Below are 21,492 nucleotides of genomic sequence, written 5' to 3' on the forward strand. Positions count from 1 at the left end.
GTGCATGTCAGCGCCACGAGAGCCCCACACGACCGACCTGGGGCGGCTGGTCGTCCGCTGCCCCGACCGGCCGGGCATCGTCGCGGTGCTCTCCGGGCTGATGGCCGAGGCCGGCGCCAACATCACCGAGTCCCAGCAGCACTCCTCGGACCCGCTGGGCGGCACCTTCACCCTGCGGCTGGAGTTCGTCCTCGCCGACCTGGCGACCCGACGCACCGAGCTGGAGGCCGCGCTCGCCGGCCTGGCGGGGGAGTGGCAGTTCACCTGGCGGCTGACCGAGGCGGCCCACACCCCGCGACTGGCGGTGTTCGTCTCCAAGGCCGACCACGTGCTGCAGGAGCTGCTCTACCGGGTCGACGCAGGTGACCTGCGGGCCGAGATCGCCGCCATCGTGTCCAACCACCCCGACCTGGAGCCCGTGGCCCGGGCTCACGGAGTGCCGTTCCACCACGTGCCGGTCACCCCCGACACCAAGGACGCCGCCGAGGCCCGCGCCCTGGAGCTGATCGGCGACGTCGACCTCGTCGTGCTGGCCCGCTACATGCAGATCGTCTCGGCCGACTTCTGCAGCCGCTTCCCGGAGCGGCTGATCAACATCCACCACAGCTTCCTGCCGGCCTTCGTCGGCGCGAACCCGTACCGGGCCGCCCACGACCGCGGCGTGAAGCTGATCGGGGCGACCGCGCACTACGTGACCGCGGAGCTGGACGCCGGCCCGATCATCGAGCAGGAGGTGGCCCGGGTCGACCACCGCGCCACGGTCGAGGACATGCGCCGCATCGGTCGCTACGTCGAGCGCCAGGTGCTGGCCCAGGCGGTCACCTGGCACGTCGAGGACCGCGTCGTCGTCGAAGGCGACCGCACCATCGTCTTCGCATAGTCACGGCCGGCCCCGTGCAGGGCCACCCGAGTGGCAAGGGGCACGTCCGCTTGTCTTGACTGAGTCAAGACAAGAGCGTTCACTGGTTGCTGATGGAGACGACCTGGGAAGAGCAGCTGCGGACGGCGGGGCTGCGCGTCACGCGGCCGCGGCTGTCCGTGCTCGGGGTGCTCGCCGAGCACCCGCACGTCGACGCCGACACCATCGCCACCGCCGCGCGCACCGTCCACCCCTCGATCTCGCCGCAGGCGGTCTACGGGGTGCTCAAGGCGCTCGTCGGCAGCGGGCTCGCCCGCCGCATCGAGCCGGCCGGTGGGCCGGCGCTGTACGAGCTGCGGGTCGGCGACAACCACCACCACCTGGTCTGCCGGGGGTGTGGGCTGATCGCCGACGTCGACTGCGTCGTGGGCCAGGCGCCCTGCCTGGCGCCCTCGGACGCGGCGGGTTTCGCCGTGGACGAGGCCGAGGTCGTCTTCTGGGGACTCTGCGCGAGCTGTCAGGTGTCGCGCGGAACGCACGGGTACGGAACGAGCAGTGCCACCGAAGAAGGAGTGATCGCATGACCGACGTCGCATCGCAGGGCCCTGCGGCCACTGAGGCCGAGCGGGCCGTCCTGACCAACCGTCAGGGACACCCGATCTACGACAACCAGAACCAGCGCACGGTGGGCTCGCGTGGCCCGGCCACGCTGGAGAACTACCAGTTTCTGGAGAAGATCAGCCACTTCGACCGGGAGCGCATCCCGGAGCGTGTCGTGCACGCCCGTGGCGCCACCGCCTTCGGCGTCTTCGTGGCCGACGGCACCGTCGGCGACGAGCCGATCAGCAAGTACACCCGCGCCAAGCTCTTCCAGGAGCAGGGCAAGGAGACCGAGGTCGCGCTGCGCTTCTCCACCGTCGCCGGTGGCCGGGACTCCTCGGAGGCGGCGCGTGACCCGCGCGGCTTCGCGGTGAAGTTCTACACCGAGGACGGCAACTGGGACCTCGTCGGCAACAACCTGGGTGTCTTCTTCATCCGGGACGCCATCAAGTTCCCCGACTTCATCCACTCGCAGAAGCCCGACCCGGTCACCTTCGAGCGCCAGGTCGCCAACCGGGTCTTCGACTTCTGGTCGCAGTCGCCCGAGGCGCTGCACATGATGACGCTCGTCCTCAGCCCCCGCGGCCTGCCGGCGAGCTACCGCACCATGCAGGGCTTCGGCGTGAACACCTACAAGTGGGTCAACGCCGCCGGTGAGACCAAGCTGGTCAAGTACCACTGGCTGCCCAAGCAGGGCGTCAAGTCCTGGACCGAGGCCGACGCCGCGGTCGCGCAGGGCAAGGAGCTCGGCGTGCACACGAAGGACCTCTACGAGGCCATCGAGCGCGGCGAGTTCCCGTCCTGGGACCTGCACGTCCAGCTGATGGACGACCACGACCACCCGGAGCTGGACTTCGACCCGCTGGACGACACCAAGGTGTGGCCGGAGAACGAGTTCCCGCTGCGCAAGGTCGGCACCATGACGCTGAACCGCACGCCGCAGGACTTCTTCACCGAGAGCGAGCAGATCGCCTTCGGCACCGGTGTGCTCGTCGACGGGCTGGACTTCTCCGACGACAAGATGCTGGTCGGCCGGACGTTCTCCTACTCCGACACCCAGCGCTACCGGGTGGGCCCGAACTACCTGCAGCTGCCGGTGAACCAGCCCAAGGGCGTCAAGGTCGCCACCAACCAGCGCGACGGGGCGATGGCCTACGGCGTGGACCTGGGTCCCGGGCAGAACCCGCACGTCAACTACGAGCCGTCGATCCTGGGCGGCCTGCGCGAGGCCGAGTACCCCACGCACGACGAGCAGGGCCCGGAGATCACCGGCCGGCTGACCCGCAAGCGGATCGAGCGCACCGACGACTACACCCAGGCCGGCCAGCGCTACCTGCTGTCCGAGCAGTGGGAGAAGGACGACCTCGTCGCCAACCTGATCGCCAACCTGTCGCAGTGCGACCGGCCGATCCAGGAGCGGATGATGTGGCACCTCTTCATGGTCGAGGACGAGCTGGGTCAGCGCGTCGGCGAGGGCCTGGGCATCTCCGCGGACGACGTCCGGGGGATGCAGCCGCTGCAGACCCAGACGCTGACCGAGGCGGAGCTGCAGCGTGCGGCCAACCTCGGCAAGAACGGCCCGCGCGACGTCTCGAGCCTGACGATGACGCACTGCGTGCCCAACGAGCACGTCGTCCTGGCGGGGTGACCCACCGGGGCTGAGGCCCCATCGCAGGACCTGCGGGCCGCGTCCGGGAGTTCCGGACGCGGCCCGCAGTGCTGTGCAGGGTCGGTCAGGCCTGCGCGGCGACCGGGTGGGCGGTGGCGTCCGGCGTCGGCTCGGCGGCCAGGTCGGCCTGCCACAGGTCGGGGCCGAACACCTCGTACTGGATGTCCCGGCCCGGCACGCCGCGGTCGATGAGCGCGCTGCGCACGGCGCGCATGAACGGCAGCGGACCGCACAGGTAGTACGCCGCCCCCTCGGGCAGGTCGATCGCCCCGACGTCCATCATCCCGGCGTGCATGCCGGCGACGGGCAGCGAGCCCTCCGCACCCTGCTCGTACCAGACGTGCAGCGAGGCGTTGGGCAGCTGCTGCACATCAGCGCTGATCTGCTCCCGCAGGGCGAAGGAGCTCTCGTCGACGTCGGCGTGCAGCAGGGTGATCGGCAGCCGCGAACCGGCCGCGGTCAGGTGCGAGATCATCCCGGCCATCGGGGTGATCCCGATGCCGGCGCTGGCGAAGACGACCGGGCGGCCGGAGTCGTCGAGGACGACGTCCCCGAACGGCAGCGACATCGTGAGGACGTCGCCGACCTGGACCTGGTCGCACAGCAGGTTCGAGACCTCGCCGCCGGGCTTGTCGCCGCCGCGCACCCGCTTGACCGAGAACTGGCGGTGCTCGCCGTCGTCGGCCCGGGTCAGGCTGTACTGCCGGGGCTGGTGGACGCCGTCGGGCATCAGCATCTTCACCGAGACGTACTGGCCGGGCAGGGAGGTCTTCACCAGCCGGTCGTCGATCCGCTTCACCCGGAAGGTGACGACGTCGGCGGTCTCCGCGGTCTTCTCGGCGACCTCCCACTCGCGCCACACGGTCTCCGGCCGCACCCCGCGGGAGCTGTAGAGGCCGCGCTCCATGTTGATCAGCGCGTAGGCCATCAGCCAGTAGACCTCGTCCCAGGCTGCGGCCACCTCCGGGGTGACGGCCTCACCGAGCACGTCGACGATCGCCCAGAACAGGTTGTCGTGGACGACGTCGTACTGCGCCGGGGTGATGCCCAGCGAGGCGTGCTTGTGCGCGATCCGGGCCAGCAGGTGCTCGGGGACCTGCTCCGGGTCCTGGACGAGTGCGCTGGCGAAGACGGCGACCGAGCCGGCCAGGGCCACCTGCTGGGTGCCCTCGGCCTGGTTGCCGCGGTTGAACGTCCCGTCGAGCAGCTCCGGGTGGGCGCCGAACAGGTGCGCGTAGAAGCGCCGGGCGATCTCCTCGATGTTCTCGGCGACGACCGGCAGGGTCGCCTCGATGACCGGACGTGATCGATCGGACAGCAACATGAGCTCCTTGCGTCGGGGTCGTGCTCTTCCCGCCCACCGGGTCCCGGTGGGCGGGGGCACCCCGAGTCTGGTGGGGGTCGCCCGGTTCCGCAGCAGGTCTTTGGTCATCACCGACGGTGGGCGCTCCGGTCGGGACCTGCTGTGAGGGCCGGCGCCGACCGAACGGGTTGCCAGGACCGGCAGGCAGCGGGCATGGTCCGGGGCGGTGCCGGGCCCAGTCCTCGCGCCGGGCGCGGGTCGTACCGGCCGCCCGAGGTCCCGGACGATGGAGAGGACGCGCATGAACGGCGAACGACAGGACGTGTGGGGGATGACCCGTGACCTGGCCGCCGCGGCGGCCGACGCGCACAGCGGCCGGGCGGCACACACGGTCCACGGCGGCCACGAGGCGACCCTGCGGCAGACCGTGATCGCGTTGCGCGGGGGCACGGGGCTCGCCGAGCACGAGAACCCCGGCGAGGCGACCCTGCTGGTGCTGGAGGGGCGGGTCCGGCTGACCTCCACCGCCGCTCCCCAGGAGCTCGGGAAGGGCGAGCTGCTCGCCGTCCCGGCCGAGCGGCACGCCCTGGAGGCGCTCGAGGACTCCGTCGTCCTGCTGACGGTGGCGAAGCTCCCGGCCTGAGCGCCCACACGTTCCGGTGACCGACGGACCTCAGGGAGCGGAGACCGAGGCCATGGGCGACTCGGACGCGGCAGTGCTGCTGGCCGCAGCCGGCCGGCTCGAGGAGCTGGCGGCGCGGACCACCGGGGGCAGCTGGACGGTCGGCGGGTTGCTGGCCTCCCGGCCGGAGGTGGTCGCCCGCTCGGCGGACGGCAGCACCGAGCACGTGGCCGAGGCCCGGGCACGGACGGCGGAGTGGATCGTCACCCTGTCCCCGGTGGTGGCCGGCCCGCTGGCCGCCTGGCTGCGCTCGGCCGCCACCGGGACGCCGGTCGACCCGCAGGCGCTCGCGGTCGCCCGGGTGCTCGCCGGCTGAGCCGCGGCGTCACTCGGCGGGGCGGTCGCCGTCCTGCTCGGCGAGGAACCGCTCGATCTGCGCGCCGAGCTCATCGCCGGTGGGCATCTCGCCACTGAACCCGAGCAGCCCGGTCTCCTCGCGGGAGGCGGCGAAGGAGTCGAACTGCTCCTCCAGGGCGTTGACCACCGCGGTGTTCTCACTGGAGCGGGCGATCTGCTCGTCGACCTCGGTGCGGTGTGCCTCGGCCGCCTCGCGCAGCGTCTCGACCGGCACGTGCAGGCCGGTGAGCCGCGTCAGGTGCTCCAGCAGGGTGAGCGAGGCCGCCGGGTAGGTGGCCTGGGTCAGGTAGTGCGGGACGTGCGCGGCGATGCCCAGGGCGTCGACGCCGGCCTCCCCGAGCCGCAGCTCCAGCAACGCCCCGACGCTCCCGGGGATCCGCATCTCCCCCCAGTAGAGCGGATAGGACTCGATGAGCTGCCGCCGCGTCGCGTGCGCGGTCACGGTCACCGGGCGGGTGTGCGGCACCGGCATCGGGATCGCGTGCAGCGCGACCGCCGAGGTCACGCCCAGCCGGTCGACCAGCTGCAGCACGGCGGCGACGAACCGCTCCCAGGCGTAGTCGGGCTCGGCGCCGTGCAGCAGCAGGAACGGCGTCCCGCCGTCGTCCTCCAGCGCGTACAGCCCGATCTCGGGGGAGGAGATCGACACGTACCGGTCGCCGGAGAACGTCATCCGCGGCCGGTGGCCCCGGTAGTCGACCAGCGCGTCGACGTCGAAGCGGGCGATGAGCCGGTTGGGCAGCGCATCGAGCAGGTGAGCTCCGGTGAGCGCCCCCGCGTGCGCGGCGTCGAACTCACCGGCCAGGTCGTGGACGAGCACCAGGCCCGTGCGCTGCTCGGGCGCGGACACGGCCGCCTCGCGGGCGAGGAACGGCTCTGCCTCGGGGAGCACCTCGACGAGGTCCTCCGGTCGCTGCGGCACGGGGCGTCCTCCTGACGGCTGGTCGGGCTGCACGTGGTCACCAGCCCCGCGGGCGGCCGGTGCATTCCCATCGTCCTCCCGCCGGGGGAGGTCGGTCAGCTGCCGGGCGTCGTGTCGGCCGGTTCGCGCACCAGGTGGGTGCCGGCGGCGTCGCGGGTCAGCTGCCCCCGGGTGCCGTCGTCGTCGACCTCGGGGTTGTTGCCGTCGAGCACGTCGCGGCCGTAGCGGTAGGCGACCGCGATCAGCGCGGCGACCGGCACCGCCAGGAAGGCCCCGATGATCCCGGCCAGGCTGGCCCCGGCCGTCACCGCCAGGATCACCACGGCGGCGTGCAGGTTCAGGCCGCGGCCCTGCAGGATCGGCTGCAGCACGTTCCCCTCGATCTGCTGCACCACGATGATCAGGCCGAGGACGATCAGCGCCGTGGTCAGGCCACTGTCGACCAGCGCGATGAGGACGGCGAAGCCACCGGCGACGAAGGCACCGATGATCGGGATGAACGCACCGAAGAAGGTCAGCACGGCCAGCGGCACCACCAGCGGCACGCCGAGCACGAGCAGCCCGACGCCGATGAAGAAGGCGTCCACGAAACCGACGATCGCCTGCTGGCGGATGAACTCCGACAGCGTGCGCCACGTCTTCAGCGACAGCGCCGCGACGTGCGGGGCGGCCTGCGGGCCGGTCTGCGCCGCCAGCCACGGCACCCACTTCGGGCCGTCCTTGAGGAAGAAGAAGGTCAGCACCAGCGCGAGCACCAGGTTGATCAGCAGGCCGCCGATCGTGGTCGCGGTCGTGACGGCGTAGCCGGCGATGTTCTGCGCGTTGCTCTGCACCGAGTCGACGATGGAGTTGACGGCGTTGCCGATCTGGTCGTCGTCGACGTTGAACGGCGGGCCGGCCAGGTAGTCCTGCACCTGCTCCAGGCCCTCGGTCACGCCGTCGGCGACCTCCTCGACCTGCCCGACCACCTGGGGCGCGATGACGGCGACGATCCCGCCGAACGCGCCCAGGAAGAGCAGCAGGACGACCAGTGACGCCAGCGCCGGCGGCCAGGAGTGGTTGCGCAGGAAGCGGGCCACCGGCCACAGCACGGTGGTGAAGAGCAGCGCGAGGACGACGGGGAGCAGGACGACCCACAGCTCGCCGATGACCCGCCCGATGATGAGCAGGGCGACGACGATGAGGATCAGTTCGCCCGAGACGACCGCCACCCGGCGGCTCGCGGCCTGCAGGCGCCGGGCCCGTTCCGGACCGGGGATCGGCGCACGGGTCGTCGCCACGTCGGGATCGTCGGTGGGCCCCGCCGCGGTCTCGGTGCTGACCCGGCTCGCGCCGGTGTCCCCGCCGTGCTCGTCGTCGGGGATCTCGGCGGCGGGGTCGGGGCGGCGTTCGTCGGGCATGGCCTGATCCCAACACACCCGGCCGTGTCCCACCGATCGGCTGGACGTGATCCTGTGCGGAGTGCGGGCCGACGCCGGGGCGCGGACCGTCGGAGGCACGTCGTAGGTTCCGGGCATGCCGAAGACCGCCACCGCCGACCGGGTGGACCGTGACGAACTGCTCGCCTTCCTGCGCCCCCGGCACAAGGCCCTCCTGCTCACCCGCCGCAGCGAGGGGAGCCCGCAGCTGTCCCCGGTGACCTGTGGCGTCGACGACCAGGGGCGGGTGGTGGTCTCCACCTACCCGCAGCGGGCCAAGGCGGTCAACGCCCGGCGCGACCCCCGGGTCTCGCTCTGCGTGCTGTCCGACGACTTCGACGGCCCCTGGGTCCAGGTCGACGGCCAGGCCGAGGTGCTCGACCTGCCGGAAGCGCTCGACCCGCTGGTCGACTACTTCCGGTCGATCAGCGGTGAGCACCCCGACTGGGACGAGTACCGGGCGGCGATGCAGCGCCAGGGCAAGGCGCTGCTGCGGGTCACCATCGAGCGGTGGGGGCCGGTGGCCACCGGCGGCTTCCCGCCGGCTCCGGCCGACTCCTGACCCGACGCTCCGGTCCGCGCCGCGCCGACAAGGTCAGGAGCTTGCTTCCAGCCGAGCAAGCTGATGGACTTGCCCCATGCCCTTCGTGCTCACGGTCGACCAGCGGGACAGTCGCAGCAGCCCGGACCGGGTGCCCGAGGTGCTGAGCGCACTGGCTGACGTGCCCACCGTGCTCCGCTTCGAGCGCACCGCCGGTGACGAGTTCCAGGGCCTGCTCGACGACCCGGCCGTGGTGGTCGACGTCGTCCGCCGGTTGGCGCGGGACGGGGGGTGGAGCCTCGGGATCGGGGTGGGCCCGGTGCACACGCCGCTGCCGGGCAGCACCCGGGCGGGGGCCGGCCCGGCGTTCGTCGCCGCCCGGGCCGCCGTGGAGGCGGCCAAGCGCCGCCCCGTGCGGCTCGCCGTGCGGGGGCCGGTGCCCGAGTCGGCCGCTGATGCGCAGGCGGTGCTGAGCGCGCTCGCCGTGCTTGTCGAGCGGCGCAGCGACCAGGCGTGGGAGGCGATCGAGCTGGTCGAGGCCGGGCGCACCCAGGCCCAGGCGGCCACCGAGCTGGGGGTCACCCGGCAGGCGGTGGGGCAGCGGCTGGGCGCCGGCCTGTGGGACGTCGAGCGGGACCTGCACCCGACGGCGGCACGTCTGCTGGCCCGGGCGGCGGGATGAGCGCAGTGGGCGGTGGGATGGGCATCGCGGCACTCGTGTGCCTCGGCGTCCTGGCCGTGGCCGGAGGCGCACTGACCCCGCAGACCGACCGGCGGGGCAGCCGGTTCGGCGGGCTGCTGCTGGTCCTGCTGCTGGGCGCCGCGGCCGCGCTCGCCTGGCGGGCGGGTCGGGTCGGCGACGGGGCGGCGATCGGCGGGGTGCTGCTGGCGGTCGCCTCGGCCGCGTTGGGCGGGGGGCCGGTGGCCACCGCCGTCCTCCGGGCGGCCGACCCCGACCGGGTGCCCGGGCGGCGGCGCGCCTCGGACCCGGAGGTGCTCCGGGGCGGCGCCTGGATCGGCGTGCTCGAGCGCACCGCCATCGCCGTCACCGTGCTGGCCGGGTTCGCCGAGGGGCTCGCCGTGCTGATCGCGGTGAAGGGGCTGGGCCGGTTCAACGAGCTGAAGGCCCCGGTCGCGTCCGAGCGGTTCATCATCGGCACGCTGGCCAGCGGTCTCTGGGCCCTCGGCTGCGTCGGCGTCGCCGTCCTGCTGCGCGTCTGACCGGGCCCCCTGTGGGGGCTAGTCCGAGAAGACCTCGATCCGGGCGCCCATCTCGACCAGCCGCTCGTAGAGCTGCTCGTAGCCGCGGGCGATGATGTCCACGTTCCGCAGCACCGAGTCGCCCTTGGCCGCCAGCATCGCCAGCAGGATGCAGACCGCCGGGCGCAGCGCGGGCGGGCAGACGATCTCCGCCGCCGACCAGCGCGTCGGCCCCTCCACCAGCACCCGGTGCGGGTCGAGCAGGCGCACGTCAGCGCCCAGCCGGGTCAGGTCGGAGAGGTGGATCGCCCGGTTGTCGTAGACCCAGTCGTGGATCAGCGTGCTGCCGGTGGCGGTCGCGGCGATCACTGCGAAGAAGGGCAGGTTGTCGATGTTGAGCCCCGGGAAGGGCATCGGGTGCACCTTGTCGATGGGCGCCCGCAGCTGGGAGGGGTGCAGGGTGATGTCGACGAGCCGGGTGCGCCCGTTGTCGGCCGGGTACTCCGGGGACAGGTCGAACTGCAGCCCCATCTCGGCGAGGATCGCCAGCTCGATCTCCAGGAACTCGATCGGCGCCCGGCGCACGGTGAGCTCCGAGCTGGTCACGATCCCGGCGGTCAGCAGGCTCATCGCCTCCACCGGGTCCTCCGAGAGCGGGTAGTCGACGTCGGCGTCGAGCACGGGCTTGCCGGTGACCACCAGGGTCGTCGTCCCGAAGCCCTCGATCCGTACGCCGAGCAGCTCCAGGTACAGGCAGAGGTCCTGGACCATGTAGTTCGGGCTGGCGTTGCGGATCGTCGTCGTCCCGTCGTGCCGGGCCGCGGCCAGCAGCGCGTTCTCCGTCACCGTGTCGCCGCGCTCGGTCAGCACGATCGTCCGGTCCCGGGCCACGGGCGGGGCGACGGTTGCCCGGTACTCCCCGGCGTGCGCCTCGACCTCCAGCCCGAAGGGGCGCAGCGCGATCATGTGCGGCTCGACGGTGCGGGTGCCCAGGTCGCAGCCGCCGGCGTAGGGGAGCCGGAAGTCCTCGGCCCGGTGCAGCAGCGGCCCCAGGAACATGATGATGCTGCGCGTGCGCCGGGCCGCATCGGCGTCGATGGCGGAGAGGTCGAGCTGCTCGGGGACGACGAGGGTGAGGTCCCGGCCGGCGGCGTCCCAGGTGGCCGAGACGCCGATCGAGGTGAGCACGGCCAGGATCCGGTCCACCTCGACGATGCGGGAGACGTTGCGCAACGTCGTCCGGCCGCGGTTGAGCAGTGCGGCGCAGAGCAGCGCGACGGCGGCGTTCTTCGAGGACTTGACCGTGACGCTGCCCGACAGCGGCGTGCCGCCGCTGACCCGCAGGTGGGTGGGGCCGCTGCGGCCGACGGTGATCAGCTCGCTGTCCAGCGCGGCCGACAACCGGCCCAGCAGTTCCAGGGTGAGGTTCTGGTTGCCCTGTTCGATCCGGGCGATCGCGCTCTGGCTGGTGCCCAGGCGCTCGCCCAGCTGCGTCTGGGTGAGCCCGTGGTGTCGCCGGGCGTCCCGGACGAGCGCACCGATCTGGCGCAGGGACTGGGTCGTCGTCTCCTCGGTCAGCGTCATCGCGGGCCAAGGTATCTCACAGATGAGATCCGGCCGATCGAGGTGCGGAGCTGTCCGGTCGGTCAGGATGGGTCATGGTCTTCTGGGTGGTGGTCGGCGTCGTGGTGACCCTCCTGCTCGGGGCGGCCTGGTGGATGGACCACTCGGCCCGCCGGCGCGGATCCCGCTCGCTGCACCACTCCGACGTCTGGCGCGAGGTCCGGGAGGGCCGGCGGGACGCCGAGGTCGTCAGCCCCTTCATCCGGGACCACTCGTGGACCAGCTGGAACCGGCGGAACCGTCGCTAGGCCCTTCCCGAGGGTGCCGGGTGTCGAACCGGTGGTCACCGGACATGATGGGGTGGCCGGAAACGGCCCTGCCTGCGAGGAGAACCCCGTGACCCAGACCCCGGCGCCGACCGGTTCCGTGTCCCACCCAGAGCTGCTGGCCGTCTACGTCAACGACCACCTCGCTGCGGCCGCCGGTGGCATCGAGCTGGTCTCCCGGATGATCGGGGTGCACCGCGGGACGGAGCGCGAGCAGCCCCTCCGCCAGCTGCTCGACGAGCTCCGTGAGGAGAAGGCCGCGATCACCGGGGTCGCGCAGGCGCTGGGCTTCCCGGTGCGCCAGTACAAGCAGGTGGCCACCTGGATCGCGGAGAAGGCGAGCCGGGCGAAGCTGAACGGGCACCTGCTCAGCCGGTCCCCGTCCAGCGAGCTGGTCGAGTTCGAGTTCCTCGCCTCCGCGGTGCGGGGCAAGCGGAGCGGCTTCGAGACGTTGCGGATCGCGGCCACCGTGGACAGCCGGATCGACGCCGACCTGCTGGACCGGCTGATCCGGCAGGCGAACCGCCAGCACGACTGGGTCACCGAGGTGCGCCGGGACGTCGCGGCGAGCGTCTTCGGGGGCGACCCGAGCGCACCGGACCGTGCCGCCGACGGCGGCAACGGGGACGGCGGTGGCGGCGACGCCGGCGGCGGGGCCGGCGACCAGGGCTGAGCTCCGGCTGCGCGCCGCGGGGGGCGGCGGTAGACACGTCGGCATGTGCCACGACCACGACAGCCGCCCGCCCGCGCCGCCCACCGTCGGGGCGGTCGCCGAGCGGGGCACCCTCACGCTGACCGCCGCCGACGGCACCCGGTTCTCCGCCGCCTACGCCGCCCCGGCCACCGCACCGCGCGCCGGCGTCGTCCTGCTGCCCGACATCCGCGGCCTGCACCCGTACTACGTCGCCCTGGCGGAGCGGTTCGCCGAGGCCGGGCTGGCCGCGGTCGCGGTGGACTGGTTCGGCCGCACCGCGGGGATCGCCGAGAACGGCACCCGCGAGGAGGACTTCGACTGGGGGGTGCACATCCCGCAGACCACGTCGGCCGGCGTCGACGCGGACACCACCGCCGGGATCGAGTACCTGCGCAGCCGTACCGACCCGGCGCTGCCGGTGGTCACCGTCGGGTTCTGCTTCGGCGGCAGCCACGCCTGGCGGCAGTCGGCCGGGGACCTGGACCTGGCCGGCAGCGCCGGCTTCTACGGCCGGCCCAGCCTGGTGGGCGATGCCGCGGACGGCGCCCGCAAGCCGGTGGTGATGATCATCGCCGGGGCGGACAGCGCCACCCCGGTGGCGGAGCAGCAGCAGCTGGCCGCGCGGATGCGCGCGGCCGGGGCCGAGGTGGACGAGGTGGTCTACGAGGGGGCGCCGCACTCCTTCTTCGACCGGTCGTTCGACGAGTGGGCCGAGGCCTGCGAGGACGCCTGGCGGCACGTGCTCGCCCTCACCGATCGGGTGAGTGGCTCCTGAGCGGGCGGTCGACCCACGCCACCGGGCCCCTACGCTCGGTGGCGTGACCGAGCCGCAGCCTCCTCAGCAGCCCATCGACCCGGGCGTCATCGCGCTCGCCGCGAAGGTCTTCGACCTGGCGCGGGAGGGCGACACCGAGCAGTTGGTGGCCTACCTCGACGCCGGGGTGCCGGCCAACCTGACCAACGACAAGGGCGACACGCTGCTCATCCTCTCCGCCTACCAGGGCCGGGCGTCGACGGTCGCGGCACTGCTGGAGCGCGGGGCGGACCACATCCGGGCGAACGACCGTGGGCAGACGGCGCTGGCCGCCGCCGTGTTCAAGCAGTCGGCCGAGACGGTGCGCCTCCTGCTGGCCGCCGGGGCCGACCCGGACCACGGCCAGCCCAGTGCCCGGGCGACGGCGCAGTTCTTCGACCTGCCGGAGATGACCGCCCTGCTGGAGCGCCCCACCGCCTGACCGCCGCGCGGGCGATCAGCTCTCGTCGTCCTGCTCGCGCAGGGCCCGCAGGACGCCGGAGAGACCCCCGTGCAGGGCCGCGAGCTCGGTCGGGTCCAGGGCCTGCAGCACGGCTGCGTCGGTCTCCACGTCCGAGGCCATCAGCCGCCGGACCACCCGGACCCCGGCCCGGGTGGGGGTGAGCACCCGGCCCCGGCCGTCCCGGCTGTCCGGGGTCCGGTCGACCATGCCGGCGCGGACCAGCCGGTCGACCAGGCCGGTGATGGTGGCCGGGCTCACCTCCAGCAGCTCGCTGAGGTGCTGCGGGGTCATCGACTCCTCGATCACCAGAAAGGTCAGCCCGCGCAGCTGCTGGAGGGTGAGCGGGGTGTCCAACAGCGGCCCGAGGCGGCGACGCATGCTGTAGTCGCCGATCTGCGCGCCGAGGCACAGCACCGCCAGGACCTCGGCGGGGAGGTCGCGCCAGCCCTCGGGCCAGTCGTCGGGCACGTCCTTGGGGTCGGGCACGCGGGGCTCGGTGGTCATCGTCGCCTCCTTCAGAGGGGTCGCCGGCGTGGACGAGTAGTTTGCTCGAAGCTAACTACTCGGGGCAAGCTGAGCGGGAAGTCCACTCCCGACACCGGCCCCGGCCGTGGAGGAACGCGTGTCCCGTCTCGCCGTCCTGTCCTTGCGCAACCGAGCCCTGGTGGCGCTGGCCACCATCGCGGTGCTCGTGTTCGGACTGATCTCGGCCGGCTCGCTGAAGCAGGAACTGATCCCCAGCCTGCAGATCCCCGCGGCCGCCGTCGTCGCCGCTCAGCCCGGCGCCTCGCCCGACGTGGTGGAGCGCCAGGTCGTGCTGCCACTCGAGCAGGCGATCAGCACCGTGGACGGCGTGGTCGCCACGACCTCCACGGCCAGCACCGGGTTGGGCACGGTCACCGTCGAGCTGGAGTACGGGTCCGACCTCGACCGGGCCACCGCCGCGCTGCAGACCGCGGTCAGCCGGGTGCAGGCACAGCTCCCCGCCGACGTCGAGCCGCAGGTGCTCGCCGGGTCACTGGCCGATCTCCCCGTCGTGCAGCTGGCGATCGCCGCGCCGGGCGACGCCGCCGCCCTGTCCGACCGCATCGAGGCAGCCGTCGTCCCGCTGTTCGAGCAGGTCGAGGGGGTCCGCGACGTGACGGTCACCGGGGCCAGCGAGCCCCGGGTGCAGATCGCGCTGGACGCCGCCGCGCTCGCGGCAGCCGGGATCCCGGCTGCCGCGGTCACGACCGTGCTGGAGGAGAACGGCGTGGTGCTGCCCGCCGGCACGGTGACGGAGGGGGAGCAGACCCTCTCGGTGCAGGCCGGTGACCGGCTCACCTCGGTCGAGGAGCTCCGCGCCGTCCCGCTGACCGGCGCCGACGGTGCCGTCGTCCCGCTGGGCGAGGTCGCCACGGTCGAGCTGGGCGAGGCGCCGGCGACGTCCTACTCGCGGGTCGACGGCCAGCCCGCCCTCTCGGTCGGGCTCACCCAGACCCCGGACGGCAACACCGTCGACATCTCGAACGCCGTGGCCGACCTGCTGCCGCAGGTGCGGGAGCTGCTGGGTGCGGGCAGCACGGTCGCCGTGGTGTTCGACCAGGCGCCGTTCATCGAGGAGTCGATCGAGGGCCTGGCCACCGAGGGCGGGCTCGGGCTGCTGTTCGCCCTCGTCGTGATCCTGGTCTTCCTGGGCTCCGTGCGCTCCACGCTGATCTCGGCGATCTCGATCCCGGTGTCGCTGTGCGTGACCTTCATCGGCCTGCAGGTGGCCGGCTTCTCGCTGAACATCCTCACCCTGGGCGCGCTGACCGTCTCGATCGGCCGCGTGGTCGACGACTCGATCGTGGTCATCGAGAACATCAAGCGGCACCTGTCCTACGGCGAGGGGCGCACCCGGGCGATCCTCGGCGGGGTCCGCGAGGTGGCCGGGGCGATCACCTCCTCGACCATCGCCACCGCCGCGGTCTTCCTGCCGATCGCGCTGGTGGGGGGCCTGGTCGGTGAGCTCTTCCGGCCGTTCGCGCTCACCGTCGCGATCGCCCTCCTCGCCTCCCTGGTCGTCTCGTTGACCATCGTCCCGGTCATCGCCTCGGCGTTCCTCAAGGCGCCGGAGACCGACCGCGAGGAGACCGCCGAGCTGGCCCGGGAGCGGGAGGCGGCCGAGGCGGTGGAACGGCGTACCTGGTTGCAGCGGCTGTACGTCCCGGCACTGCGCGGCGTGCTGGCGCACCGCCGCTGGACCGTCGCCGGTGCGCTGGCCGTCTTCGTCGGCACCCTGGCGCTCACCCCGCTGCTGCAGACCAACTTCATCGGCGACGCCGGCGAGGACACCGTCACCGTGACCGCCGCCTACCCGGCCGGCACCAGCCTGGCCGCGCAGGACGAGCGGGCCCGCGTGCTGGAGGAGGCGCTGGGTGAGCTGGCCGGGGTGGAGACCGTGCAGACCACGGTCGGCTCGGCCGGCGGGTTCGCCGCGTTTAACGGGGGCGGCGGCACGCCCACGGCGACCTTCTCCCTGACCCTGGCCGAGGACGGCGGCCCCGAGGAGACCCGCGCGGAGATCCGGACGGTCGCCGGGGACCTCGCCGACGTCGGTGACGTGACGGTGGCGGCGGCCGGGTCCGGGTTCGGCAGCTCCACGGTCGACGTGCTGGTCCAGGCGGCCGACGCCAACGTGCTGGCCGACGCCGCCGACCAGGTGCAGCAGGCCGTGGCGGAGGTCCCCGGGGCCACCGACGTGACCAACGACCTGTCGGCCGGGCTGCCGGTTGTGCGGGTCGACGTCGACCCGGTCGCGGCGGCCCAGGTCGGGCTGACCCAGGCGCAGGTGACCCGCACCCTGGCCGGGCTGACCAACGCCGTCCCGCTGGGGGAGATCGACGTCGACGACGCGACCACCCCGGTCTACCTGGACCCGGTGCAGGCCCCGGAGACGGTCGAGCAGCTCCGCGCGGTCGTGCTGCCGACGGCCGGGGGCCTGGTGCCGCTGACCCAGCTGGCGACCGTCGAGGAGGCCCAGGCACCGAGCTCGATCACCCGGGTCGACGGCGAGCGCAGCGCGACCGTGTCAGCGACCCCGGCCGACGCCGACCTCGGCGCGCTGACCACCGCGCTGCAGGCGGCGATCGACGACCTGGAGCTGCCGGCCGGTGCCGAGGTGTCGATCGGCGGTGTCGCCGCCGACCAGGGCGAGGCCTTCGCCGACCTGGGCCTGGCGCTGGTGATCGCGGTGGTGATCGTCTACCTGGTGATGGTGGCGACCTTCCGCAGCCTGGCCCAGCCGTTCATCCTGCTCGTCTCCGTGCCGTTCGCCGCGACCGGTGCGCTGCTGATGCTGCTGGTCACGGGCACCCCGCTGGGCGTGCCCGCGCTGATCGGCGTCCTCATGCTGATCGGCATCGTGGTGACGAACGCGATCGTGCTGATCGACCTGGTCAACCAGTACCGCGAGCGCGGCCGCCCGCTGGCCGAGGCGGTCAGCGAGGGGGCCCGTCAGCGGCTGCGGCCGATCGTGATGACGGCGGCGGCCACGGTGCTGGCGTTGACCCCGATGGCGTTCGGGCTCACCGGCGGCGGGGTGTTCATCTCCCAGCCGCTGGCCCTGGTCGTGATCGGCGGGCTGATCAGCTCCACGGTGCTGACCCTGCTGCTGGTGCCGGTGCTCTACACCTCGCTGGAGACCCGCCGCGAGCGGCGGGCGGCGAAGCGCGCAGGTGCCGGGCAGTCGGAGCCGGCGGTGGAGGAGGAGCTGCAGCCGGCCTGACGCCGAGTGCGCAGTTCCGGTCGCCCGACGCGGCGTGTCCACGCGTGTCGGCGACCGGAACTGCTCACTCGGACGCGGAGGCGGCGGGGAGGGGTGCGGGCACCGGGTCGGCAGCGCGGGCCCGGCCGGGCAGGAAGGCGGTCAGTACCGCCAGCGCGAGGCACGCCCCGCAGCCGATCGCGGCCAGGGCGGTGTAGCCGCTGGACGGCGGGAAGTCGGCGCCGGCCGGGGTCAGCGCCTCCAGCACCGTCGCGCTCAGCGCGCTGCCGAGGGCGAACCCGATGTAGCGCAGCACCTGGTTCAGGCTCATCGCACTGCCGGTCTCCCCGGCCGGCACGGCGCCGACGATGAGCCCGGGCAGCGCCGCGAAGGTGAGGCCCACGCCGAACCCGGCGACCGCCATCGCGACGAACAGCTGCCACAGCTCCTCGCGCACCAGGCCGAACAGCACCGTGCCCAGCAGCAGGACGATGGCGCCGGCCGGCAGGACCACCCGCGGCCCGGCGGCGCGGTCCAGCGGCCGGCCGACCCGGCTGGCCAGGAAGCTGGCGACGGAGAACGGCAGCAGGATCAGTCCGGCCACCACGATCGAGGTGCCGAAGCCGTAGCCGGTGGACTCGGGGGTCTGCGCGAGTCGGGGCACCGAGGACAGCAGCAGGTAGTTGGCCAGGCCGACGAGCAGGGCGGCGCCGTGCGCGGTCGCCGGGACCCGGCCGCGGGCCAGCCGCAGGTCGACCAGCGGGGCCTGCGCGCGCAGCTGCCACACCACCCAGGCGACCAGGGCGAGGACGGCGACCACGGCCAGCCCGAGCACCGAGGGCGAGGTCCAGCCCCAGGTGCCGGCCTCGCCGAGGGCCAGCAGCCCGGTGGACAGCGCGATCCCGAGCAGCACCGCGCCGGCGACGTCGAGCCGGCGGGGCGGCACGTCGGGCGAGGGCGGGTACACCAGTGCCGCGGCGGCCAGCGCCAGCACGCTGGCGCCGGCGCCGAACCAGAAGGCGGCGTGCACCCCGCCGAACTCGGCGATCGCCCCGGTCAGCGGGTACCCCACACCGACACCGGCGGCGACGGTCACCGACAGCGCCGCGACCGTGGTCCGGGACCGCTCCCCGGTCAGGGCGGTGCGGGCGGTGGCGATCGCGAGCGGGGTCAGCCCCAGACCGACCCCCTGCAGCCCGCGGCCGGCGATCAGCCAGCCCAGGCCCAGCGGCAGCGCGGCGAGCACGTTGCCCAGCAGCACCACGGTGAGCACGACGAGCACCACCGTGCGCCGGTGCCGGCCGTCGCCGAGCCGCCCGATCACCGGCGTGGCCACCGCGCCGACCACGAGGGTGACGGTGAGCGACCACTGCGCGCTGGTGATCGAGACGTCGTTGGCCGCGGCGATCGCCGGGACCAGCGGTGCACCGAGGCTGCTGATGACCGCGACGAGCATGGCCAGGTAGATCAGCACCGGCACGAGGGCCGGCCGGGCCGGCGATGCGGGAGGAGCGCTCACGCCGGCGACGGTAGTTGCGTTCTGCACAGAAGAGGGGGTGTCGCTTCCGCCCAGCGGCGTACCGGTGCCGACCGCTGGGTAGCGTCGCCGGTGCTGGTGGAGGTCGACGACGAGGGAGCGGGATGCCGGACTGGGTGCAGGACGCGGTGTGGTGGCACGTCTACCCGCTGGGCTTCGTGGGCGCGGAGCGGGAGGCGACCGACGTCGTGACGCACCGGCTTGACCGGCTCACCGCCTGGCTGGACTACGCGGTCGAGCTGGGCGCCAACGGCCTGGCCCTGGGTCCGGTTTTCGCCTCCAGCACGCACGGCTACGACACCGTCGACCACGGTCGGATCGACCCGCGGCTCGGCGACGACGACGACTTCGACGAGCTGGTGGCGGCCGCCCACGAGCGCGGCCTGCGGGTGCTGCTCGACGGGGTGTTCAACCACGTCGGCCGCGAGCACCCGGCGTTCCAGGCGGTCGTCGACCGGGGGCCCGACGCGCCCTCGGCGGCCTGGTTCCGGCTGCGCTGGCCGGACGGCTGGCAGCCCGGCGTCGTCCCGGAGTACGACACCTTCGAGGGCCACGGCCAGCTGGTCGCGCTCGACCACTCCGCCCCCGTGGTCGCCGACTGGGTGGCCGAGGTGATGACGCACTGGCTGGACCGCGGCGCCGACGGCTGGCGACTGGACGCGGCCTACGCCGTCCCGTCCTCGTTCTGGGCGACCGTGCTGCCCCGGGTCCGCGAGCAGCACCCCGAGGCCTACCTGGTCGGTGAGGTGATCCACGGCGACTACGCGCAGGTGGTGCGTGAGTCGACTATGGACGCGGTCACCCAGTACGAGCTGTGGAAGGCGATCTGGAGCTCACTCAACGACGGCAACCTGCACGAGCTCGCCCACGCCCTCGGCCGGCACGACGGGTTCCTGGACACGTTCGTGCCGCTGACCTTCGTCGGCAACCACGACGTCACCCGGATCGCCAGCCGACTCGACGACGTCCGCCACCTGCCGCACGCGCTGGCGGTGCTGTTCACCGTGGGCGGCACGCCGTCGGTCTACGCCGGCGACGAACAGGCCTTCACCGGGGTCAAGGAGGACCGGGCCGGCGGGGACGACGCCGTCCGGCCGCCCTTCCCCGACTCGCCGGAGGAGCTGGCGCCCTTCGGCGAGCCCACCCGCCGGCTGCACCAGGAGCTGATCGGGCTGCGCCGGCGGCACCGCTGGCTGCACACCGCCCGGGTCACGCCGCTGCACCGGGACAACCGGCAGCTCAGCTACGCCGTGACCGGCGACGGGCAGCGGCTGGTGGTGGCGCTGAACCTGGCCGACGGCGAGGTGACGCTGCCGGCGGGCGGGGCGGGGGAGCTGTTGGCCGGAGCAGGCGCCGTGCGGCAGCCGGGCACCGACCGCGCGGCCGTCTCGCTGCCCGCGCACGGGTGGGCCATCCTGACCGGGTGAGCAAGTGCACAGCCCGGTTCGGGAAGGGTGGCGGGTGGGACGGCGTCGTCCCTGTACGTGACTGAGTCAGCGATCCGGACGCCCTCCCGCGCCTACGTGATCTGGCTGATCGGCCTGGTCGCGTACGCGGTCGCGATCTTCCACCGCGCCTCGCTCGGGGTCGCCGGGATCGAGGCGCAGGAGCGGTTCTCCGCCGGGGCGTCGGCGATCTCGCTGTTCCTGGTCCTGCAGCTGGCCGTCTACGCCGGCCTGCAGGTGCCGGTCGGTGTGCTGCTGGACCGGTTCGGCTCGCGGAAGATGATCGTCGCCGGCGCGCTCACGATGGCCGTGGGGCAGTTGGTGCTCGCCCTGGCCGACAGCGTCCCCACCGCGGTCGTGGCCCGGGTGCTGGTGGGCGCCGGTGACGCGATGACCTTCATCAGCGTGCTCCGGTTGGTGCCGCTGTGGTTCCCCGGCCGCACCGTCCCGGTGGTCACCCAACTGACCGGGATCCTCGGTCAGGTCGGCCAGATCGTGGCCGCCTACCCGCTGGTCGCGCTGCTGCACACCGCCGGCTGGACGCCGACCTTCCTGGGCGCCGCCGCGGTCAGCGTGCTGGTCGGCATCCTGGTGCTGGTCGCGCTGCGCGACGCCCCGCCCGGCACCCCGCCTCCGACCGTGGCCGGGATGGCCGCCGTCCGGGCGAACCTGGCGGCTGCCTGGCGCGAGCCGGGCACCCGGATCGGGCTCTACACGCACCTGGTCACCCAGTTCTCCGGCACCGTCTTCGCGCTGCTGTGGGGCTACCCGTTCCTGACCGTGGGCCAGGGGCTGGCGCCCGGGACGGCGGCCGGGCTGCTGACCCTGCTGGTGTTGGTCGGGATGGCCTTCGGTCCGCTGCTCGGCCGGCTGGTCGGGAAGTGGCCGTTGCGCCGCTCCAACCTGGTCTTCGGCATCCTCACCGTCACCGCGGCGATCTGGACCGTCGTGCTGCTGTGGCCGGGCCGTGCGCCGCTGTGGCTGCTCGTCATCCTGGTCGTGGTGCTGGGCACCAACGGCCCCGGCTCGATGATCGGCTTCGACTACGCCCGCACCGAGAACCCGGTCGAGCGGTCCGGCAGCGCCACCGGGTTCGTCAACGTGGGCGGCTTCTTCGCCTCGCTGTGCACCGTGCTGGCGATCGGCTTCGTGCTCGACGCGATGACCCCCGGCAGCTCCACCGACTACTCGCTGGACGCCTTCCGGGCGGCGTTCGCCGTGCAGTACGTCTTCTGGGCGATCGGGCTGTTCGGGGTGCTGACCCACCGGCGGCACCTGCGCGCCCGGATGGCCCGGGACGGCGTCGTCATGGTGCCGCTGGTGACCGCGGTGAACGCCCGGCTGCGCGGCCGGTCGGCCTACGACACCCCACCGCGGGAGAAGGACTGACCGC

21 protein-coding genes are annotated in these 21,492 nt (G+C 73.3%); 15 read left to right on the forward strand and 6 right to left on the reverse strand.

Annotation, left to right across the window (positions count from 1 at the left end; genetic code table 11):
- Positions 1–4: 4 nt before the first annotated feature.
- The 3 genes from purU (at position 5) to O2W20_RS07180 (ending at position 3,107) form a co-directional block, all read left to right on the forward strand.
- Positions 5–880, forward strand: coding sequence for a formyltetrahydrofolate deformylase (gene purU / locus O2W20_RS07170; RefSeq protein ID WP_269173328.1), 876 nt, complete (start codon positions 5–7; stop codon positions 878–880).
- Between the two features lie 92 nt (positions 881–972).
- A complete protein-coding gene (locus tag O2W20_RS07175; RefSeq protein ID WP_269173327.1) occupies positions 973–1,443 on the forward strand; it encodes a Fur family transcriptional regulator in 471 nt (156 codons plus the stop codon).
- Positions 1,440–3,107 (forward strand): catalase, encoded by a 1,668-nt coding sequence (locus tag O2W20_RS07180; RefSeq protein ID WP_269173326.1) that lies wholly within the window; start codon positions 1,440–1,442, stop codon positions 3,105–3,107. The genes O2W20_RS07175 and O2W20_RS07180 overlap by 4 nt, the downstream gene beginning before the upstream one ends.
- A gap of 85 nt (positions 3,108–3,192) precedes the next feature.
- Here the strand turns inward: O2W20_RS07180 and O2W20_RS07185 are convergent, their stop codons facing one another.
- Positions 3,193–4,452 carry an FAD-binding oxidoreductase gene (locus O2W20_RS07185; RefSeq protein ID WP_269173325.1) on the reverse strand — a complete coding sequence of 420 codons (1,260 nt, stop codon included), beginning with the start codon at positions 4,450–4,452 and terminating at the stop codon, positions 3,193–3,195.
- Positions 4,453–4,732: 280 nt separating this feature from the next.
- On the opposite strand from O2W20_RS07185, the gene O2W20_RS07190 reads away from it, so the two are divergent.
- Positions 4,733–5,074: a cupin domain-containing protein gene (locus O2W20_RS07190; RefSeq protein WP_269173324.1), complete on the forward strand. Its 342-nt coding sequence runs from the start codon at positions 4,733–4,735 to the stop codon at positions 5,072–5,074.
- Positions 5,075–5,126: 52 nt separating this feature from the next.
- Positions 5,127–5,429, forward strand: coding sequence for a hypothetical protein (locus O2W20_RS07195; protein ID WP_269173323.1), 303 nt, complete (start codon positions 5,127–5,129; stop codon positions 5,427–5,429).
- A gap of 9 nt (positions 5,430–5,438) precedes the next feature.
- On the opposite strand, the gene O2W20_RS07200 is transcribed toward O2W20_RS07195, so the two are convergent.
- On the reverse strand, positions 5,439–6,392 hold the full coding sequence (locus O2W20_RS07200) for a proteasome assembly chaperone family protein (RefSeq protein WP_269173322.1): 954 nt from the start codon (positions 6,390–6,392) through the stop codon (positions 5,439–5,441).
- A gap of 95 nt (positions 6,393–6,487) precedes the next feature.
- Positions 6,488–7,792, reverse strand: a complete 1,305-nt coding sequence (locus O2W20_RS07205) for an AI-2E family transporter (RefSeq protein WP_269173321.1) — start codon at positions 7,790–7,792, stop codon at positions 6,488–6,490.
- Between the two features lie 115 nt (positions 7,793–7,907).
- Between O2W20_RS07205 and O2W20_RS07210 the strand changes: the two genes are divergently transcribed.
- From O2W20_RS07210 to O2W20_RS07220, 3 genes are all read left to right on the forward strand, one after another.
- Complete coding sequence (locus tag O2W20_RS07210) at positions 7,908–8,372, forward strand: PPOX class F420-dependent oxidoreductase (RefSeq protein WP_269173320.1); 465 nt, start codon at positions 7,908–7,910, stop codon at positions 8,370–8,372.
- A gap of 76 nt (positions 8,373–8,448) precedes the next feature.
- The gene (locus O2W20_RS07215; RefSeq protein WP_269173319.1) at positions 8,449–9,033 is read left to right on the forward strand and encodes a hypothetical protein; all 585 of its coding nucleotides are present in this window, start codon (positions 8,449–8,451) and stop codon (positions 9,031–9,033) included.
- Positions 9,030–9,572: a hypothetical protein gene (locus tag O2W20_RS07220; RefSeq protein WP_269173318.1), complete on the forward strand. Its 543-nt coding sequence runs from the start codon at positions 9,030–9,032 to the stop codon at positions 9,570–9,572. The genes O2W20_RS07215 and O2W20_RS07220 overlap by 4 nt, the downstream gene beginning before the upstream one ends.
- Before the next feature lie 18 nt (positions 9,573–9,590).
- Here the strand turns inward: O2W20_RS07220 and O2W20_RS07225 are convergent, their stop codons facing one another.
- The gene (locus O2W20_RS07225; RefSeq protein ID WP_269173317.1) at positions 9,591–11,135 is read right to left on the reverse strand and encodes a helix-turn-helix domain-containing protein; all 1,545 of its coding nucleotides are present in this window, start codon (positions 11,133–11,135) and stop codon (positions 9,591–9,593) included.
- A gap of 74 nt (positions 11,136–11,209) precedes the next feature.
- Between O2W20_RS07225 and O2W20_RS07230 the strand changes: the two genes are divergently transcribed.
- From O2W20_RS07230 to O2W20_RS07245, 4 genes are all read left to right on the forward strand, one after another.
- On the forward strand, positions 11,210–11,422 hold the full coding sequence (locus O2W20_RS07230) for a hypothetical protein (RefSeq protein WP_269173316.1): 213 nt from the start codon (positions 11,210–11,212) through the stop codon (positions 11,420–11,422).
- Positions 11,423–11,510: 88 nt separating this feature from the next.
- A complete protein-coding gene (locus tag O2W20_RS07235) occupies positions 11,511–12,113 on the forward strand; it encodes a hypothetical protein (RefSeq protein WP_269173315.1) in 603 nt (200 codons plus the stop codon).
- A 43-nt stretch (positions 12,114–12,156) separates the two neighbouring features.
- Positions 12,157–12,909, forward strand: a complete 753-nt coding sequence (locus O2W20_RS07240) for a dienelactone hydrolase family protein (RefSeq protein WP_269173314.1) — start codon at positions 12,157–12,159, stop codon at positions 12,907–12,909.
- A gap of 43 nt (positions 12,910–12,952) precedes the next feature.
- A complete protein-coding gene (locus O2W20_RS07245) occupies positions 12,953–13,369 on the forward strand; it encodes an ankyrin repeat domain-containing protein (RefSeq protein WP_269173313.1) in 417 nt (138 codons plus the stop codon).
- A gap of 15 nt (positions 13,370–13,384) precedes the next feature.
- Here O2W20_RS07245 and O2W20_RS07250 read toward each other — a convergent pair whose 3' ends face one another.
- Positions 13,385–13,894 (reverse strand): MarR family winged helix-turn-helix transcriptional regulator, encoded by a 510-nt coding sequence (locus tag O2W20_RS07250; protein WP_269173312.1) that lies wholly within the window; start codon positions 13,892–13,894, stop codon positions 13,385–13,387.
- A 118-nt stretch (positions 13,895–14,012) separates the two neighbouring features.
- Between O2W20_RS07250 and O2W20_RS07255 the strand changes: the two genes are divergently transcribed.
- Entirely contained in the window at positions 14,013–17,138 is a 3,126-nt protein-coding gene (locus O2W20_RS07255; protein ID WP_269173311.1) for an efflux RND transporter permease subunit, read from the forward strand.
- Between the two features lie 64 nt (positions 17,139–17,202).
- Here the strand turns inward: O2W20_RS07255 and O2W20_RS07260 are convergent, their stop codons facing one another.
- Positions 17,203–18,636: an MFS transporter gene (locus tag O2W20_RS07260; protein WP_269173310.1), complete on the reverse strand. Its 1,434-nt coding sequence runs from the start codon at positions 18,634–18,636 to the stop codon at positions 17,203–17,205.
- Positions 18,637–18,758: 122 nt separating this feature from the next.
- Here O2W20_RS07260 and O2W20_RS07265 point away from each other — a divergent pair, with 122 nt between their 5' ends.
- On the forward strand, positions 18,759–20,081 hold the full coding sequence (locus O2W20_RS07265; protein WP_269173309.1) for an alpha-amylase family glycosyl hydrolase: 1,323 nt from the start codon (positions 18,759–18,761) through the stop codon (positions 20,079–20,081).
- Between the two features lie 57 nt (positions 20,082–20,138).
- The gene (locus O2W20_RS07270; RefSeq protein ID WP_269173308.1) at positions 20,139–21,488 is read left to right on the forward strand and encodes an MFS transporter; all 1,350 of its coding nucleotides are present in this window, start codon (positions 20,139–20,141) and stop codon (positions 21,486–21,488) included.
- The last annotated feature ends 4 nt before the right edge of the window (positions 21,489–21,492 follow it).

Origin of the sequence: Modestobacter sp. VKM Ac-2982, assembly GCF_026967935.1 — a bacterium.
Classification (GTDB): Bacteria; Actinomycetota; Actinomycetes; order Mycobacteriales; family Geodermatophilaceae; genus Modestobacter.

Bases quoted from the DNA above. Each gene is read 5' to 3' on its own strand.
- O2W20_RS07210 (WP_269173320.1), top strand. From the start codon at position 7,908: ATGCCGAAGACCGCCACCGCCGACCGGGTGGACCGTGACGAACTGCTC.
- O2W20_RS07185 (WP_269173325.1), bottom strand. From the start codon at position 4,452: ATGTTGCTGTCCGATCGATCACGTCCGGTCATCGAGGCGACCCTGCCG.
- O2W20_RS07220 (WP_269173318.1), top strand. From the start codon at position 9,030: ATGAGCGCAGTGGGCGGTGGGATGGGCATCGCGGCACTCGTGTGCCTC.
- O2W20_RS07205 (WP_269173321.1), bottom strand. From the start codon at position 7,792: ATGCCCGACGAACGCCGCCCCGACCCCGCCGCCGAGATCCCCGACGAC.
- O2W20_RS07265 (WP_269173309.1), top strand. From the start codon at position 18,759: ATGCCGGACTGGGTGCAGGACGCGGTGTGGTGGCACGTCTACCCGCTG.
- O2W20_RS07195 (WP_269173323.1), top strand. From the start codon at position 5,127: ATGGGCGACTCGGACGCGGCAGTGCTGCTGGCCGCAGCCGGCCGGCTC.
- O2W20_RS07230 (WP_269173316.1), top strand. From the start codon at position 11,210: ATGGTCTTCTGGGTGGTGGTCGGCGTCGTGGTGACCCTCCTGCTCGGG.
- O2W20_RS07215 (WP_269173319.1), top strand. From the start codon at position 8,449: ATGCCCTTCGTGCTCACGGTCGACCAGCGGGACAGTCGCAGCAGCCCG.
- O2W20_RS07240 (WP_269173314.1), top strand. From the start codon at position 12,157: ATGTGCCACGACCACGACAGCCGCCCGCCCGCGCCGCCCACCGTCGGG.
- O2W20_RS07180 (WP_269173326.1), top strand. From the start codon at position 1,440: ATGACCGACGTCGCATCGCAGGGCCCTGCGGCCACTGAGGCCGAGCGG.
- O2W20_RS07250 (WP_269173312.1), bottom strand. From the start codon at position 13,894: ATGACCACCGAGCCCCGCGTGCCCGACCCCAAGGACGTGCCCGACGAC.
- O2W20_RS07175 (WP_269173327.1), top strand. From the start codon at position 973: ATGGAGACGACCTGGGAAGAGCAGCTGCGGACGGCGGGGCTGCGCGTC.
- O2W20_RS07225 (WP_269173317.1), bottom strand. From the start codon at position 11,135: ATGACGCTGACCGAGGAGACGACGACCCAGTCCCTGCGCCAGATCGGT.
- purU (WP_269173328.1), top strand. From the start codon at position 5: ATGTCAGCGCCACGAGAGCCCCACACGACCGACCTGGGGCGGCTGGTC.
- O2W20_RS07190 (WP_269173324.1), top strand. From the start codon at position 4,733: ATGAACGGCGAACGACAGGACGTGTGGGGGATGACCCGTGACCTGGCC.